The organism is Peribacillus simplex (assembly GCF_900156045.1).
Classification (GTDB): Bacteria; Bacillota; Bacilli; order Bacillales; family DSM-1321; genus Peribacillus; species Peribacillus simplex_D.
This window is the reverse complement of sequence record NZ_FTMX01000002.1, coordinates 453,286-469,256: the sequence shown is the minus strand read 5'-3', so window position 1 is coordinate 469,256 and position 15,971 is coordinate 453,286. Positions and strand designations below refer to the sequence as shown.

The window sequence follows — 15,971 nt, the reverse complement described above, 5'->3', positions numbered from 1 at the left end:
TTCATATTTTATCAATGACGTACTGATATAACAAATATATAGCTTAAAGAAAATTTTACATCTGTAGTATGACACAGGGGAATGAGCGGAAATTACACCTTTGGGGGGGCTTTCCCATTTGTTTCTTGGGTTCGTGGAAGAAGCATATGTATACATGCAAAAAAAACTGACCCGTCACAAATAAACAGGGTCAGCTTGCATTAACTTGAAAATGTGCCATAAACTTTTTGGACATAATTCTGAGTTTCTTTAAAGGGCGGAATGCCGTTATATTTATCGACGTTTCCTGGCCCTGCATTATAAGCAGCAAGGGCAACCTGGATGTCCCCGTCATATCGTGCCATCATTTGACTTAAATATTTACTCCCGCCCATGATGTTTTGTTCTGGATCGGTTGCATCATCCACCCCAAGGCTTTTTGCAGTTGCTGGCATTAACTGCATAAGGCCAGTAGCACCCGCATAACTGGTGGTTTCAGGGTTGAAGTTCGATTCTTGTTTAATGACAGACTTAATCAGTTTTTCCGGGAGATTATATAAACTGGCCGCCTGGCTGATGATGTGATCATAGTTTTTGGCGGTTTCGCTGCTGCTTTGATTGTTAGCATGGGCAGTGGATATCGGGTTGATGTTCATGGATGTTAGGCCGCCGGGTTGAAGAAAGGATTTCGTTTCCGCTTCAACATTGGATAATAAGGAACCCAATGTCTGCGAAGTGCTTTCAAGAGCATCACCCGAAACCAGTTCCGAGAGCATGTCCTGGAAAACGGATCGAGATGAATTTGTACTTGTGATGCTGCCATTTGTGAATTGCTGGATTGCCTGCAATTCCATAAATGTTTTGAAATCTTGGATTTTCAAACTCTCCACCTCCGAATGGATTCAAACAAGATTATTCCTGGAATTTGGCGCGATAAAACCTCTTAACCTTATTTTCGGTTTCCCTTACCGGAATTTGAAGGGTTTCAAGGAGGGTCAGGAAGTTTTTTTTCCCGGCCTTTGCATCCGTCACTTCATATTCAAGCTCAAAGTCTTCCTGATTCAAATACGAACTATGATCTAAAACAAGTAACCCCTCTTTGTAAGGAAATTCAAGACGGTCTGTCTTTAGTGTCCCAAAGCAGGTAAAATCTTTTGGATCAATGCCGCATTCGAGGATAAGATGTTGGATCTCGCCATCAGGGAATGTGTTATGATTCAGAAATGCATATGCGGTTTCTTCAGGAATAGCTTGATTCGTTTCCAATAATCCTTCTGTCGCGGGCTGTTTTAAAGTCAGCTCGAAACGCCCGTTTTTCTCCCGGATCCTAAGCGCAGAATCTTGATTTTTCAAAGTGAATCCGAGTGTATCGAAGTAATGATTTTTCTGTGTTTTAAAGTTCGATGCCCCGAGATGAAAGTATTCGATCAGTTGACGAAATTCTTTTTCGCTTAAAAGGTTTTTAAATTCAATTTCAATATGCTGGTTCATGTGTTCCATCCTTTCTGGCTGATTCTTAGGTTAATCATATAAGAACCATTCCAGCTGTCAAATTGAATTCAATAATTTTTTGCTATTGTACTTGAATATTTAGGAATCAATTGCAGGATATGATAAAATATAAACGTTGAGCACGAAAATGGATTATCGTATATATAGAAATTTAATACATACTTATGCTAGAAAAAGATTTAATAGGATCCAGTGGTGAAATGGCTTAAAGTCATGTGACTGCTGGATTTAGGAGAGCGTTCTGCCCATACCAGAGTTGAACAGGCGCTTTTTAGATAGATATAGGTGGTGTGGCAATGGAGAGTTGGGACGATTTCTTGGCGCCTTATACTCAGGCTGTCGAAGAATTAAAGGTTAAGCTAAAGGGATTAAGGAAACAGTTTGAGAGAGAGAATATTCACTCGCCGATCGAATTTGTAACAGGCAGGGTAAAGCCGATTGTCAGCATTTTGGATAAGGCGAGCCTGAAGGATATCCCCATTGATAAATTGGGAACTGAAATTCAGGATATTGCAGGGCTTCGCATGATGTGCCAGTTCGTGGATGATATCGAACAGGTAGTTGAACTATTACGAGGTCGCAATGACTTCGAGATAGTCGAGGAGAGGAATTATATTTCCCATAAAAAGGCAAGCGGCTATCGTTCTTATCATGTTGTAATCCGCTATCCGGTCCAGACGATCCATGGCGAAAAGAATATTCTGGCCGAAATACAAATCAGGACTCTTGCGATGAATTTTTGGGCGACGATTGAACATTCTTTAAATTATAAATATAAAGGCATTTTCCCGGAAGATATCCAACTGCGACTCAAACGTGCAGCGGAAGCGGCCTTCCTGCTTGATGCAGAGATGTCGCAAATCCGTACGGAAATCCAGGAAGCACAGCGTCTTTTTTCCAGGAAGAAAGATTCTTGAACGCATAAATGGGCAAACGAAAAGAAATCTAATTTGTGAGGTGGGATTACATGAAATTTGCGATTACGTCAAAAGGAGATGCGAAATCGAATACTTTAATGCAAAGGATGCGAACATATCTTCAGGACTTTCATTTGGAATATGACGAAGATCAGCCGGATATTGTCATTTCTGTCGGTGGTGATGGCACTTTATTATATGCTTTTCACCGTTATAAGAATCGATTGGATAAAACCGCCTTTGTCGGTGTACATACAGGACATCTTGGTTTTTATGCAGATTGGACCCCTGATGAAATTGAAAAATTGGTGATAGCATTAGCGAAAACCCCATTTCAAATAGTGGAATATCCACTGCTCGAAACGATTGTCCGTTATCAGCATGGAGGACGGGAAGCCAGATTTTTGGCTTTGAATGAATCGACGGTCAAAAGTGTGGAAGGGACGCTCGTCATGGACGTTGAAATACGCGGCCAGCATTTCGAGACATTCCGTGGAGATGGTTTATGCATTGCGACGCCATCTGGAAGCACGGCGTATAATAAGGCGCTTGGCGGGGCCATCGTCCATCCATCAATCGATGCCATCCAGATCACCGAATTGGCATCCATTAATAACCGGGTGTTTAGGACGGTAGGATCTCCACTTTTGCTGCCGGCACATCATACGTGTATGTTCAGACCGGTCAATGCGGTCAATTTTCAAATTACGGTCGACCATTTGTCCTTGCTTCAGGAGAATGTAAAGTCGATACAGTGCCGAGTGGCAGATGAGAAGATCCGATTTGCCAGGTTCCGCCCTTTTCCTTTCTGGAAAAGAGTGCATGATTCATTTATTGCTAATTAAGGAGATAGATTCACCTCATGTCAAATCAAAACTTTTCTTTGACCTGGTCGGTTTTCGAAGAGGATTCTGGCTCTTTATTGCGAGAGTTTCTCAGCAAATGCGATATTTCAAAACGAGCATTAACGGATATTAAGTTTAAAGGTGGATATATCCAGTTGAATGGCGAAGAAGTAACAGTAAGGGAGCGGATTGAAACGGGTGACATCGTCACCGTCATATTTCCGCCGGAACAGGCAAGCGAAGGCCTTTTGCCGGAACCCATCCCCCTGAACGTCAGATATGAAGATGAGTTTGTATTGGTGGTGGCCAAGCCCCCTTCCATGAATACCATTCCGTCCCGCGAGCATCCCAACGGCAGTCTGGCGAATGGCTTGGCGGGTTATTATAGGAAGACGGGAATACAGGCGACGATCCATATAGTTACACGTCTTGACCGTGACACATCAGGTTTGGTTTTAATTGCCAAGCACCGGCATATCCATCACCTTTTAAGTGAACAGCAAAAATCAGGACAGGTTAAACGGAGATACCAAGCCGTAGCTGAAGGAATCGTTGAAGGACCTGAAGGAGAGATTGTGGCGCCAATCGGACGAAAGTCGACTAGCATCATTGAACGGGAAGTCAGGGAGGATGGCCGGTATGCCTGTACCCTATTTAAGGTATTGGCACAGACAGAGTCCCACACATTCCTTAATTTGGAACTCCGAACAGGGCGTACACATCAAATCAGGGTCCATATGGCGCATATTGGTCACCCGCTGGCTGGTGATGATTTATATGGAGGGAATAGGAGAGGTATCCCTCGCCAAGCCCTTCATTGTTTTGAATTGAAATTTTTACATCCTCTCACCAAGAAAATGATGTTGTTTCAAGAAGAGTTGCCGGAGGATATGACCCGTTTGCTCGAGGCAAGTAAAGGATGGGATTCCTGACTTTATATCCGGTCTGCATTAAAACGAATTCAAGATTATGAAAAAATCGATAGACGCAAAAAAACTCACCAAGATGGCGAGTTTTTTTGGTTAATCAAAAGATGTCCTGAACTTTTCCGCTATATAAGGCATGGAAGAAGGCACCTCTTGAAGATCCATTTCGGGATAACGGACAGCCGTCAATTTTCCACCGAAGACGCAGCCTGTATCAATATTGTATGTATGATTGACTCGTCTAGCTTCAGGGACTGGTGTATGTCCATATACGATCCATGTTTCCCCCTTGTATGATTTTGCCCAGTCTTTCCTGACCGGAGACCCATCGGGATGTTTGGAGCCATTGATATCACCATAGAGGACAAAGGTTTTTACCTTATTGCTATATTGACCAATATAGTCACTGCGAATTCCTGCATGGGCAATGATCAATCGCCCTTCATCAATGAGTTGATAAAGCGGGGAACGTTCATACAGATCCATGAATTTTTTTCGGATCTTCTTCTGCTCCCGAATGTTCAGTGATTCATATTCTGCTACAGTAGTCTCTAAACCGTGTGAAATTTGAACTTTATTGCCTGAAAAATAACGATACAATTTATTGCAGTGGTTACCTGGCGCATACCTCGCTATATTTTGGTTAATGACTAATTCATGGACAACCTCTATTACTTTAAGGGAATTTGGTCCCCGATCGGTTAAATCCCCTACAAAGCCGAGAATCCTTCCAGAGGGATGTACAGGAAACCCAGTCTCCCATGTATAGCCCATTTTTTCGGTCAGCTGCCTGAATTCAGCGAAACATCCATGAATGTCCCCTATGATATCGATGTTCATTTGACACACCCTTTGTTTGTTTTGTATATGTTTATGGTATTAGTATAGTATTATTTAAAAAAATAAAATATAAACGAGGAAATGAAAAAATATGTTTTAGGAGGTGTATGGTTATGGAGGAGATGAAGGACCGGGGGCGGGAGAGCAGTCAAATGAATAACGAGTTTTTGCTTGAAGCGCTTAAAACGGAAAGTCTAGATCAGTTTCGTACGGAGTTCCTTGAAATGCATCCATATGATCAGGCTCAATTTTATACAAGCTTGTCAGATGAATTCAGATCCGTCGTTTACACATATTTGTCACCGGAAGAAATGGCGGACCTGTTTGAAAATATAGAAATAGATGAAGAAAATTACGAAAGCCTTTTGGCTGAAATGAATCCTTCTTACGCAGCCGATATGCTTTCCCATATGTATGCGGACGATGCGGCTGACGTCCTGAATGAAATCAATGATGAGCAGGCCGTCAGCTATTTGACCATCATGGATGATGAAGCGGCAAGTGAAATCCAGGAGCTTCTGAACTATGAGGAATCTACGGCAGGAAGTATCATGACGACAGAATTCATTGCCATTGAAGCAAATGAAACCGCTCGATCAGCCATGCAGATCTTAAAAAGGGAAGCTCCGGAAGCGGAAACGATATATTATGTGTTCGTTACCGATCAGGATAAGAAGCTGCTTGGTGTTTTATCGCTCAGGACATTGATCATTGCTGATGAAGATGCTTTAATCGGTGATTTAATGGATGACAGGGTAGTTTCCGTACCTGTATCTGAAGACCAGGAAGAGGTGGCACGAAAAATCAGGGACTATAACTTCCTTGCCGTGCCCGTCGTCGATTTCCAAAACCATTTGTTAGGGATTATCACCGTTGATGATATCATTGATGTCATGGATGAAGAGGCATCAGATGATTATTCTAAATTGGCAGGTATATCTGATCTTGATCATGTTGATAAGAGTCCATTTTCCGCTGCAAAAAAACGGCTGCCTTGGTTGGTCATCCTCTTGTTCTTAGGATTGCTGACTGCAAGTTTGATCGGCCGATTCGAAGAGACACTAAGCCAAAAAGCGATTCTGGCTGTATTTATTCCATTGATTGGCGGCATGGCTGGGAATACAGGAACCCAAGCATTGGCAGTAGCGGTCAGAGGAATCGCAACAGGTGAATTAGAACAGGATAGCAAGTGGAAACTAGTCCTAAGAGAGGCTGGAACTGGGCTTATTATTGGCCTGACATGCGGAATTGCCATCACTTTTATTGTCTATTTTTGGCAAAGTGATTTAATGCTGGGATTATTAGTCGGTATTTCGATTTTCATAACTCTGATCGTTGCCACACTTGCCGGTTCAATCGTCCCGCTTCTCATGCATAAAATGAAAATCGATCCAGCAGTAGCTTCAGGTCCTTTCATTACAACTATAAATGACCTTATCAGTATTCTTATTTATTTCGGATTAGCAACATTATTAATGGGCTATTTACTATAAGCCAAAGGAGGCCCTCTTGAAGGGCTATTCCCACAGGACTTTAGAAAACGGTGTTTTTATCAAAGGAAATTTGATATACTGTCATTAGTAGCAGGTACTAATAACTTGTATTAAAAATAGGAGGTCACATACGATGACTTTTTCATTAGAAGGAAAAACGTTTGTCATAATGGGTGTTGCGAATAAAAGAAGTATTGCATGGGGAGTTGCCCGTTCCTTACATAAAGCAGGTGCAAAGCTGATCTTCACTTACGGAAAAGACCGTACGGAAAAAAGCGTTAAGGAACTATCTTCCACATTGGAAGGGGAGTCTTCCATTATTTTGCAATGTGATGTAACGAAGGATGAAAGCATTGATAAATGTTTTGCGACGATTAAAGAAGAAACAAGTATCATTCATGGCGTGGTACACAGTGTCGCATTCGCTAACAAGGAAGAGCTGGACGGTGAGTTCGTCAACACGAGCCGTGAAGGGTTCTTGCTTGCCCATAATATCAGTTCATTTTCTTTAACGGCTGTAGCTAAAGCGGCGAAGGAAATCATGCCGGAAGGTGGCAGCATCGTCACAATGACGTATCTTGGCGGTGAACGGGTCATGCCAAATTATAATGTAATGGGAGTGGCCAAGGCCTCACTTGAAGCCAATGTCCGTTACCTTTCAAGTGATCTTGGCAAAGATAACATTCGAGTGAATGCAATTTCAGCAGGACCTATCCGGACCTTATCCGCTAAAGGTGTTCGTGACTTCAATACAATTTTAAAGAAGATTGAAGAAGAAGCACCGCTTCGTCGTACAACGACTCCTGAAGAAGTAGGGGATACGGCAGTATTTTTATTAAGTGACATGTCCCGCGGAATTACCGGGGAAAATATCCATGTGGATTCCGGTTACCATGTAATCGGATGACAGTAAATGAGGGGGGCCGATATCGGTCCCCTTTTTTTGTTGATTGTCAACTATGCATGTATGAACTGATACATCCTCAATTGAAACCTTTCCACTTTTTTTCATCTCCGGAGCTCCTTTAACAGCCATTATTTATTAGTTTTCTCCACCAATCCCCAACATATCCAAGATTGGTTAATGTCCTTTTTGGGGGGAGTGGCACATCTCCAGCATAAAGAAAGGCGAATCTCATATAAATGATACATAGAGCTGATATTCATTGTTTGCGAGAGTCGGCAAAAACCTGCTTTCAACCCTATTCGTGAAAAAGAAGGAGGGGAATCATGGACGTGAAGAAAGTTGGTCTGCCTTGTGCTGCTGGAAAACAAACCATACACAATCCGCTGAAGAGACATATTAATTTGAATGAAAAAAATATCAGCACTTCATATACTGCCGAGGAATTGGTGGAGCTATTGTCCCGGCTTCCAGCCTTTGCACCTAAACCTGTTTGTAAGTTCATCATCAATGACCGTACACTGTTTGGAAAATTGGAGCAAAAAAAAGAATCCAGTTTGTTCATAAGGCATAAATTCGGGAAAAAAGTTGTCCAATACCATATGGAGCAGCTGCAGTCTGTGGATATCCTGAGATATTAAGGAGGGTTTTCATGTCAGAGAAAAATGGCGATAAGGAATCCAAACCGCTATTATATGTCGATCAAGCAAAAATATCAGATCAGCGTGGGAATATGCAAAGTGATTTTCGAACGAAAAAAGCTACACCTAAAGACAGCGTTGAGCCTGAACCCGAACTACAGGAAGCCGGACAAAAAGAAGAAAAAATCGAAGAAGTCAAACGGGAATTCGGTGTTTATGATGCTATGAAGGAAATTGAAAAAGAGATAACGGGATTAAGGAAAATCACTGAACAATATGTCCCTGAGCAATCTCCGGTTGAACAAATGGAACATCCTGAACAAATAGAACAAGAAAACGAAAAACCAGTTAAGAGAAAAAGGAAAAAGGTGGAGAAGAAAGAATCTTCCCGCGACATCATTTCCCGTCTATCCAATCATCAAGGTTTTCCAAAGCCATTATGTGAGGCTATTGTTAACGGAAAAACGATTCGGTTTCATGTGTTGGGAATGAAGGGGGAATCTGTGAAGATTAAAAGAGGAAACCATATTCGTTTCGTGGGCATGCCGGATATCATCGATGCCAAAATAATTGAAAAATCTAAGTGAAGGAGCAATATTAAATGTTTCCCCCACAAAATGAATTCACCTTATTTATAATATTAGGCTTGGCTTCCTTCAGGCTGACACGTTTGATCGTTTTCGATAAAATCATGGAGCCGCTCCGCCGCCCCTTTTTTAAAGAGATAGAGGAAAAAAATGATGAAGGGGATGTGGAGATATTTTTAATGCCCAAGGAGAAGGGCTTGCTTGGCTGGATTGGACAATTGCTAAGCTGTTATTGGTGCGTGGGTGTCTGGGTAAGCCTTTTTCTGGTTTTCCTTTATATCCAACATTGGTTTATTGGCGATGTATTGATATTAATCCTTGCCGTAGCAGCATTAGGCGCAATGATTGAGGTCATAATCAGCAAAATTATGGACATTTGATTGGAAACAACTTGTCTCTTTGTTCATATAGTATGGTATAGAAGATATTAAAGGAGGAGTCATAAATTGAATCAGAAACAGAATCCATGGGCTTATGCAAAACCGATTAAAAAAGATCAACCGGTCAAAATCAAGAAAGACTGTGGCTGTAATAATAACAATAAAAATAAAGGCTATTGAGTGAAAAAACCTTTCCATTTCGGAAGGGTTTTTTTATTTCCTAATCCTACCATTCATAAAAAAACAGTTAAACAAGAAAATAACAATAGAACAATAAATTAGGATGTGAATCTATGTTCAGACAAGGAAGATATTTTAAGGGCAGCTTGCTGGTTTTTATGGTTATTTTGTGTGTGCTTACTGGGTGCAGCAATAAGAATGATGGAAAAACGGAAAATTTAGCAATGATTAAACGTACGAATCCTGAACCGATGGATATCATTAATGGAATGGATGGGAAGGATGAAAAGGGACTGATCTCAAAGGTCAAGGAAACAGTTGCTAATGAAGACACCATCTATGACGTGATCGTCGTGAAAAACGAAAAAAAGATTATCGTCGCTTATAAAGTTAAGCACCTGCAACGTTTTCATATGAAGAAAATTGAAAAGACTGTGACTGAAAATCTGGAAGAGAAGTTTCCCGATAATGATTTTATCGTATCAAGTGATTATAAAATCTTTTTGGAATCTGTAAGATTGAACGAGTTACTCAAAGAAAAAGATGTACCCGAGAAAAAGGCAATTAAGAAGTTCAAGGAAATCGAAGAACTTCAAAAAGAATTAATTTAGAAGAGAGGTTCAGCTATGAGCGGCAAGGAGAAAACGACCCCACAGCAGAATGCGTATCAAGAGCTCCAAGGGAAGCATGAAATTAAAAGACCAATAGTGAAGAATTGTTTGAAAGCCTTTTTAGTAGGTGGCATTTTCTGCATGGTGGGACAAGCCATTTCCTACTTCTATATTTACTTTTTCAACTTTACGGAACAGACATCTGGAGGTCCTACAACTGCCACCATGGTGTTCCTGGCTCTTTTGATGACCGGTTTCGGATTTTATGACCGTATTGGCCAGTTTGCTGGGGCAGGAAGTGCCGTCCCTGTTACAGGATTCGGTAACGCAGTCATTTCGGCAGCAATCGAACATCGGACGGAAGGTTTTGTACTTGGTGTTGGATCCAATATGTTTAAATTGGCCGGATCGGTCATTTTATTTGGAGTGTTTTCAGCCTTTGTCGTGGCGTTGATAAAAACAATTTATCAAATGTTTGGGGGCTAAGCGGTGTTAAAGGGAGAACAAACATGGATGTTTACCAATAAACCGGTCATCTTGGAAACAGGGGTAACAGGCGGGCCATTTGAAGCAAATGGAGAAATCGCGGGTGATTTCGATATCCTATACGACGATTTGTGGATGGAGCAGGATTCATATGAGAAGGCACATCGACATTTGATGGAAAAAGCGGTTGAGCTTGCATTGGAAAAAGGTAAGATCAACAAGGAACAGGTGCAATTTTTTTTGGCGGGTGATTTAATCAATCAGGTTACACCTACAAGCTTTGCAGCCAGAACGAATGGGATTCCATATTTCGGCTTGTTTGGAGCCTGTTCCACTTCAATGGAAGGGCTTGCCCTAGCTGCCTTCATCACTAATTATGGCGGGGCAAACTATGTGTTGACAGGCGCCTCGAGCCACAATGCAGCTGTTGAAAAACAATTTCGCTATCCAACTGAATATGGAGGGCAAAAACCACCTACAGCTCAATGGACGATAACAGGAGCGGGGGTGGCGCTGGTTGCTCCCGATGGAAGCAAGCAAGGGGAATTTCCCCATATTGTCTCGGCCACTATCGGAAAGGTCATTGACATGGGATTGAAAGATCCTTTCAATATGGGGGGAGCGATGGCACCGGCGGCCGTCGATACGATACTTGCCCATTTCAAAGATACGGATTTGACCCCGGATGATTATGATTACATCATTACTGGTGATTTAGGTCAAATAGGGAGGAAGGCAGCCATTGACTTATTAAAGCAAAAGGGCTGTGACATCAATCAGGAAAAATTCAAGGATTGCGGGTTGATGATTTTTAAAAAGGATCAGCCTGTTTTGGCTGGTGGGAGCGGTGCGGGTTGTTCGGCAGTGGTTTTATACGGTCATATATTAAACGAGATGATTTCTGGTAAATATAAAAAAATCCTGCTTGTCGCAACAGGGGCATTATTGTCACCACTTTCCGTCCAGCAAAAAGACACGATTCCGTGCATTGCACATGCGGTGGCCATTGAATATGGGATGAATTCATGAAAAAGGAGAGATTTCGATGTTAGCAATGTTTTTTTGGGCCTTTGTCATCGGTGGCTTGATCTGTGTTGTTGGCCAGCTTCTTTTCGATGTTGCTAAGCTGACACCAGCTCATACGTTAAGCTTGTTCGTTGTAATAGGAGCTGTTCTTGGCGGATTTGATTTATATGAGCCACTTGTTGACTTTGCCGGTGCTGGAGCAACCGTACCGATCGTTTCGTTTGGGAACTCGCTGGTGAACGGTGCGATGATGGAATCGGAAAAACATGGGCTCGTTGGCGTACTGACAGGTATGTTTGAAATTACGAGTTCCGGTATCTCTGCAGCAATCGTCTTTGGGTTCATCGGAGCTTTGGTTTTCAGACCAAAAGGGTGAAATTAGCGGAAATAGGCAGCCTGGACTAGGACATGGCCTATACATATTTGTCCAGACCTACATATGTTATCAGTAAGCTTTAGCGAGAGCGAGGTGATATGTATGTTTGGTTTTGGTGGCTACGGTTGTTGTAACGTCAGCGGTTATGGATACGGCGGCGGTTATGGCGGAGGATGCGGTGGCGGTTCCACTTTTGCGATAATCGTTGTATTGTTTATCCTATTGATCATTGTAGGGGCTTCTTTCTGCTAAGGTAAATGGAATGGGCAGAAGAAGCCTATTCCTTTTTTTTTTGTTTGGGCCAAGCACCATTTTTCTGATAATGCCATAGGATAGGTACAGAAAAGGGAGGGGCTTAGGTATGGATAATAACTTTTTTAAAAACATAGAAGGTAAAACGGGCGTAAATATGAAAGATGTATTAGAATTGGCAAACTCGCTGCAAGGAGCCAATTTCAAAGATGAAACAACTGTTAGAAATGTCATTAAACGTGTTTCAAAAATAGCGAACAAACCAGTCAATAAAGAGACGGAAGATAAAATCGTCCATTCCATCGTAGCAGAAGGGAATAAACTGGATTTCGGTACTATTTCTAATATGATAAATAAAAAATGAAAAAAGGCCTGCTATCATGCAGGCCTTCAGACTGTAGACAACTCTAAGAAGATATCGAGTTTGCCTGCAGTTTTTTTAAAAAAAGTTGTAGTTGATTCCATAGATATGCCGACTGCCTGCCAATCCTACTCGCCGAAAGCATCTAACGTGTCCCGGAAAGCCAGTTTTTCGGCAGGAGTGTCGAAATTTTAAATATAAACTAGTCTTAAACATGGTTCGGGATGAGACCAGTCCGAACCCATCTTTTTTTTCTTCCATTTCCTAAAATGGATAGCATGCTTTGGTCAAAGCTTCAGAAAACGCGATGGATGGGCGGTACGTCCGCGTCTAGTTTGCAGGATGGAAAGGTAAAGGTCCTTTTTAGCCCTGGTTGCCGCTACATAGAGCAATCGTCTTTCCTCTTCAAGAGGGGAAAGTTCCCCTTTCCGGTAAGATTCAAGTGCGAAATCATGAGGAATGCTGCCATCGACAGCAGCAAGAACATATACGGTGTTATATTCAAGCCCTTTGGAACGGTGTATGGTGGTAAGCTGTATGGCATCCTTAAAATGTTTCGAGAGCTGTTTAATCTCCTGGACCATCGCTGTCATATGATCGACATGTTCAAGGAAAGCGGCGACGGTGGGAAATCGATTTGCTGCCACCTTTAAGTCACGGATGTCATCGGACCCTTTTTCCAGATTCGCATCATTTCCGCGTTTTTTTACATATTCCTGGTATCCTAAATCTTTCTCGATGATTTCTAAAGCTACGAGTGGCGACATAATTTTTAAAGAGCGGATCTGTCCTGGAATCGTTTTTAATTTTCGTTCTTGAAAAGCATGTCCTGTCTTAACAAAAGCAAATGCATCGATAAAATCACAATCCTGCAATATTGTCATTGCTTTTAACTCCTGTAATATACTTTGCTTTAAGAATAAGGAGGAAAGGACATCAGATGCTGCCTTGCTGTCATGAGGAAACAAACTCAAGCGCATAAAGGCAAGCATGCCGCGGATGACCTTGCGCTGATAAAACGAATCCGCATCCTTTTCAATGACGAAAGGCAGGTTGGAAGCTGCTAGCCGTTCAAAAATGGCCCTGGACATCGTGTGTGTCCTGTACAAAACTGCAAAGTCCCCAGGGTTTGCTCCCTTGGATATTTTCTCTTGGATATCGGATACGATCATCGTTGCTTCCAATTCCTCATCATAAGGATAAAATAAAACAGGGGGATTTCCTGAATCATGCTGTGCCCTCATCTTTTTCTCCATCCGGTTCTGGTTGCGCTTGATCAATCGGTTCGCTGTAGCGACAATTTCATGGGAAGAGCGGTAATTCTCCGTCAGCTTCACAACTTGGGATCGAGGGAAATCATGATTGAAATTCAAAATATACTTCGGATCGCTTCCCCGGAATGAATAGATGGATTGATCATCATCTCCAACTGCACATACATTTTTTGATTCAGCAGAGAGGAGTTTTATCAATTCATATTGAACTTTATTGATATCCTGAAACTCATCTACCAAAAAATAGTTAAACCTTTGTTGATATTTCTTTAAAAAATCCGGGTGATTCTTTAAAAATACATAACAGCCTACAAGCATATCATCAAAATCATACTTCCCTGTTTGCTGTTTATATTCCTCATATTTCTTATATAAAAATAAACACGATTTCTCCCAATCGTCCTTAGGGTGAATATCTTCTGGAAAGGCCAAAGAGTTTTTCCAAAGCCCGATTTGTTGAAGGGCTTGATCATATGCAAATTCCTTATCATCAAGTTCCAATTCCCTGCCAGCCTGTTTCAATATCTTTTCCTTTTCCCACTCCCATTTCAATAGGAAATCGCGCTGCCATTTGGCTGGTTCATGGAAAATCAGGATTTTATAAAAGATGCTATGGAAGGTCCCGCTAACGATTTGAGAAACAAGGGAAGGCTTCATATAAGGATAGCCGAGCAGACGCTGCTGCATTTCCTTTGCGGATTTAGCCGTAAATGTTACAAGCATGATACTTTTTGGATCAATTTTTTTCACTGTAAGCATATAGGCAGTACGTACCGTCAATACGCGGGTTTTCCCGCTTCCTGCTCCTGATAGGACGAGAATTGGACCATCGATCGTCATTACCGCCTTGAGTTGCTCTGCATCGAGTACAACCCCTGATGAGGATAATTCTTGAAAGTATGGTTCCTCTGATTGTGCCAGACCATATGGTTTATCTGAATATTTCGGATTGCCGGTTATGGGCCTGCTTTTAAGGAAAGGTTCTGTAATGGTTTTTGTTTCCGTAATGGTTCGTGATGTTGGAATCCTAAATCCATTCTGTTCCATATATTCTAGTGGCTTGTCCTCGTTCATCGGTTCTGAAATTGGCATTTCACAGGGTCCTTGCGATGGGTCACTATGATAAAAATAAGGTGTCTCATGGATGCCAATAAATAATTTCACTGGTTTATGACAAATGATACAAGAAAGCTGATCACGTTTTCCTTTTTCAAAAAGTGTCTGCAGCTCACCAGCTGAAACGGTATGTAAATGTACGATTTCATTGCCAGATTTTGCTTGATTCATATAAATGGATACCTCTAATCTATTAAAAATATCGGCAATACTCATCATACCAGAAGATTAGGAAAAAAGAATGCAGAAATCATGTTTAAATTATTGTTCCGGATGGGTAATTAAATGACAGCATAACTATTTAATTAAAAGGAGGGGTTACTATGGGATACATAGCACCTGTCACACAATTTGATTATATTCAATATGCCAACAGGACGGTCGAAGCTGCAGAGAAAGTAAGAATTGTTAAAGGAACGACACCCATTCAACCTATCCGTTTTGATCAGGTGTTGGAAAGGGAACGGGAAAGCATTGGAGGATTACTTCAAATACGAGATAATGATCGGGTAAGTACATATGGAGCAGGCACATATAAATATCAAATGGGCATGAGGGTCAGTGAAGATTTAGCGGATGGAATGACAGGAAAAGGAAGGTTTATCAACAAAATTGTCTAGTTTCTCCATGAAAGACAAAAGAGGACACGTGAAGTGTCCTTTTTGTGTTGATTTTTTTAAAGAATGTCAATTTCCACGATTAGAGCTAACAATAGTTGCAGTAATAGTTGGATGTTTAGAGCGATTTGTGCATCAGTTGTTGTAATGTCGATATCACGGCTGTTTTCAACAATTGTTTTTTGGCGCGTGATTTGTTTAATATTAGAAGATTGGATTAATTCTTGAGTGATCTTTTCAGCATTATCAGCATCTGCAATGGAAATGCTTACGATGACCGCAATAGCAGCTTGTAGGGCAGCTTGTAGAGAAAGGGCCGCTTTAACATCCGTTGAAGTGATATTTACATTACAAGAATCTTTAATGTAAATAAGTTCTTCAGAAAGCTGTACTTGATTATTATCCTGTCTTGCCTCTTGGCTAATCTTTGTGTCATCGTCGTTACAGAATCCTGACAGGGGATGTCTGGAAGCGGAATCTAGAGCCGACCATGATCTTTCAGAATCGTCATGTGTGTTACAATTGCTACGATATACATTTTGGTTCATGTTGTTTTTTCCTCCTTAGGTTTTATTCCCTATTAAAATATGCTTTGATGATTAATCGGGTTGGACGAATAAATCAGTTAATTCGTCTATTTTTTTAATA

The 15,971-nt window shown here is 41.4% G+C and carries 20 protein-coding genes; 15 read left to right on the top strand and 5 right to left on the bottom strand.

Annotated elements, in window-relative coordinates; genetic code table 11:
• Positions 1-200 precede the first annotated feature (200 nt).
• Entirely contained in the window at positions 201-869 is a 669-nt protein-coding gene (locus BW986_RS08850; protein WP_311316535.1) for a lytic transglycosylase domain-containing protein, read from the bottom strand.
• 22 nt (positions 870-891) lie between these two features.
• Positions 892-1,470, bottom strand: coding sequence for a CYTH domain-containing protein (locus BW986_RS08845; RefSeq protein ID WP_076367107.1), 579 nt, complete (start codon positions 1,468-1,470; stop codon positions 892-894).
• A 317-nt stretch (positions 1,471-1,787) separates the two neighbouring features.
• Between BW986_RS08845 and yjbM the strand changes: the two genes are divergently transcribed.
• From yjbM to BW986_RS08830, 3 genes are read left to right on the top strand one after another with little or no spacing between them, the layout of a single operon-like run.
• Positions 1,788-2,408, top strand: coding sequence for a GTP diphosphokinase (gene yjbM, locus BW986_RS08840; RefSeq protein WP_034314484.1), 621 nt, complete (start codon positions 1,788-1,790; stop codon positions 2,406-2,408).
• A 50-nt stretch (positions 2,409-2,458) separates the two neighbouring features.
• On the top strand, positions 2,459-3,253 hold the full coding sequence (locus BW986_RS08835; RefSeq protein WP_053534153.1) for an NAD kinase: 795 nt from the start codon (positions 2,459-2,461) through the stop codon (positions 3,251-3,253).
• A 17-nt stretch (positions 3,254-3,270) separates the two neighbouring features.
• On the top strand, positions 3,271-4,185 hold the full coding sequence (locus tag BW986_RS08830) for an RluA family pseudouridine synthase (protein WP_076367105.1): 915 nt from the start codon (positions 3,271-3,273) through the stop codon (positions 4,183-4,185).
• Positions 4,186-4,275: 90 nt separating this feature from the next.
• Here BW986_RS08830 and prpE read toward each other — a convergent pair whose 3' ends face one another.
• Positions 4,276-5,019: a bis(5'-nucleosyl)-tetraphosphatase PrpE gene (gene prpE, locus BW986_RS08825; RefSeq protein ID WP_076367103.1), complete on the bottom strand. Its 744-nt coding sequence runs from the start codon at positions 5,017-5,019 to the stop codon at positions 4,276-4,278.
• Between the two features lie 122 nt (positions 5,020-5,141).
• Here prpE and mgtE point away from each other — a divergent pair, with 122 nt between their 5' ends.
• The 11 genes from mgtE (at position 5,142) to spoVIF (ending at position 12,319) form a co-directional block, all read left to right on the top strand.
• Positions 5,142-6,512, top strand: coding sequence for a magnesium transporter (gene mgtE, locus BW986_RS08820; RefSeq protein ID WP_076367959.1), 1,371 nt, complete (start codon positions 5,142-5,144; stop codon positions 6,510-6,512).
• 133 nt (positions 6,513-6,645) lie between these two features.
• Positions 6,646-7,419, top strand: coding sequence for an enoyl-ACP reductase FabI (gene fabI / locus BW986_RS08815; RefSeq protein WP_076367101.1), 774 nt, complete (start codon positions 6,646-6,648; stop codon positions 7,417-7,419).
• A 323-nt stretch (positions 7,420-7,742) separates the two neighbouring features.
• Positions 7,743-8,057 carry a hypothetical protein gene (locus BW986_RS08810; protein ID WP_076367099.1) on the top strand — a complete coding sequence of 105 codons (315 nt, stop codon included), beginning with the start codon at positions 7,743-7,745 and terminating at the stop codon, positions 8,055-8,057.
• Positions 8,058-8,068: 11 nt separating this feature from the next.
• The gene (locus BW986_RS08805) at positions 8,069-8,644 is read left to right on the top strand and encodes a hypothetical protein (RefSeq protein WP_076367097.1); all 576 of its coding nucleotides are present in this window, start codon (positions 8,069-8,071) and stop codon (positions 8,642-8,644) included.
• Positions 8,645-8,658: 14 nt separating this feature from the next.
• Positions 8,659-9,024, top strand: a complete 366-nt coding sequence (locus BW986_RS08800) for a DUF1360 domain-containing protein (RefSeq protein ID WP_076367095.1) — start codon at positions 8,659-8,661, stop codon at positions 9,022-9,024.
• 293 nt (positions 9,025-9,317) lie between these two features.
• Positions 9,318-9,815 (top strand): YhcN/YlaJ family sporulation lipoprotein, encoded by a 498-nt coding sequence (locus BW986_RS08795; protein ID WP_076367093.1) that lies wholly within the window; start codon positions 9,318-9,320, stop codon positions 9,813-9,815.
• Positions 9,816-9,830: 15 nt separating this feature from the next.
• On the top strand, positions 9,831-10,301 hold the full coding sequence (spoVAC, locus tag BW986_RS08790; protein WP_076367091.1) for a stage V sporulation protein AC: 471 nt from the start codon (positions 9,831-9,833) through the stop codon (positions 10,299-10,301).
• Positions 10,302-10,304: 3 nt separating this feature from the next.
• Complete coding sequence (gene spoVAD / locus BW986_RS08785; RefSeq protein ID WP_076367089.1) at positions 10,305-11,330, top strand: stage V sporulation protein AD; 1,026 nt, start codon at positions 10,305-10,307, stop codon at positions 11,328-11,330.
• Between the two features lie 16 nt (positions 11,331-11,346).
• Positions 11,347-11,703, top strand: a complete 357-nt coding sequence (gene spoVAE, locus BW986_RS08780; RefSeq protein ID WP_076367087.1) for a stage V sporulation protein AE — start codon at positions 11,347-11,349, stop codon at positions 11,701-11,703.
• Positions 11,704-11,805: 102 nt separating this feature from the next.
• Positions 11,806-11,955, top strand: a complete 150-nt coding sequence (locus BW986_RS08775) for a YjcZ family sporulation protein (RefSeq protein ID WP_076367085.1) — start codon at positions 11,806-11,808, stop codon at positions 11,953-11,955.
• Between the two features lie 109 nt (positions 11,956-12,064).
• The gene (gene spoVIF / locus BW986_RS08770; RefSeq protein WP_034314458.1) at positions 12,065-12,319 is read left to right on the top strand and encodes a sporulation-specific transcription regulator SpoVIF; all 255 of its coding nucleotides are present in this window, start codon (positions 12,065-12,067) and stop codon (positions 12,317-12,319) included.
• 284 nt (positions 12,320-12,603) lie between these two features.
• On the opposite strand, the gene BW986_RS08765 is transcribed toward spoVIF, so the two are convergent.
• Positions 12,604-14,877 (bottom strand): ATP-dependent helicase, encoded by a 2,274-nt coding sequence (locus BW986_RS08765; RefSeq protein ID WP_076367083.1) that lies wholly within the window; start codon positions 14,875-14,877, stop codon positions 12,604-12,606.
• A 152-nt stretch (positions 14,878-15,029) separates the two neighbouring features.
• Here BW986_RS08765 and BW986_RS08760 point away from each other — a divergent pair, with 152 nt between their 5' ends.
• Entirely contained in the window at positions 15,030-15,326 is a 297-nt protein-coding gene (locus tag BW986_RS08760; RefSeq protein WP_076367081.1) for a hypothetical protein, read from the top strand.
• A 56-nt stretch (positions 15,327-15,382) separates the two neighbouring features.
• Here BW986_RS08760 and BW986_RS08755 read toward each other — a convergent pair whose 3' ends face one another.
• A complete protein-coding gene (locus tag BW986_RS08755) occupies positions 15,383-15,871 on the bottom strand; it encodes a spore coat protein (RefSeq protein ID WP_076367079.1) in 489 nt (162 codons plus the stop codon).
• Positions 15,872-15,971: the final 100 nt, after the last annotated feature.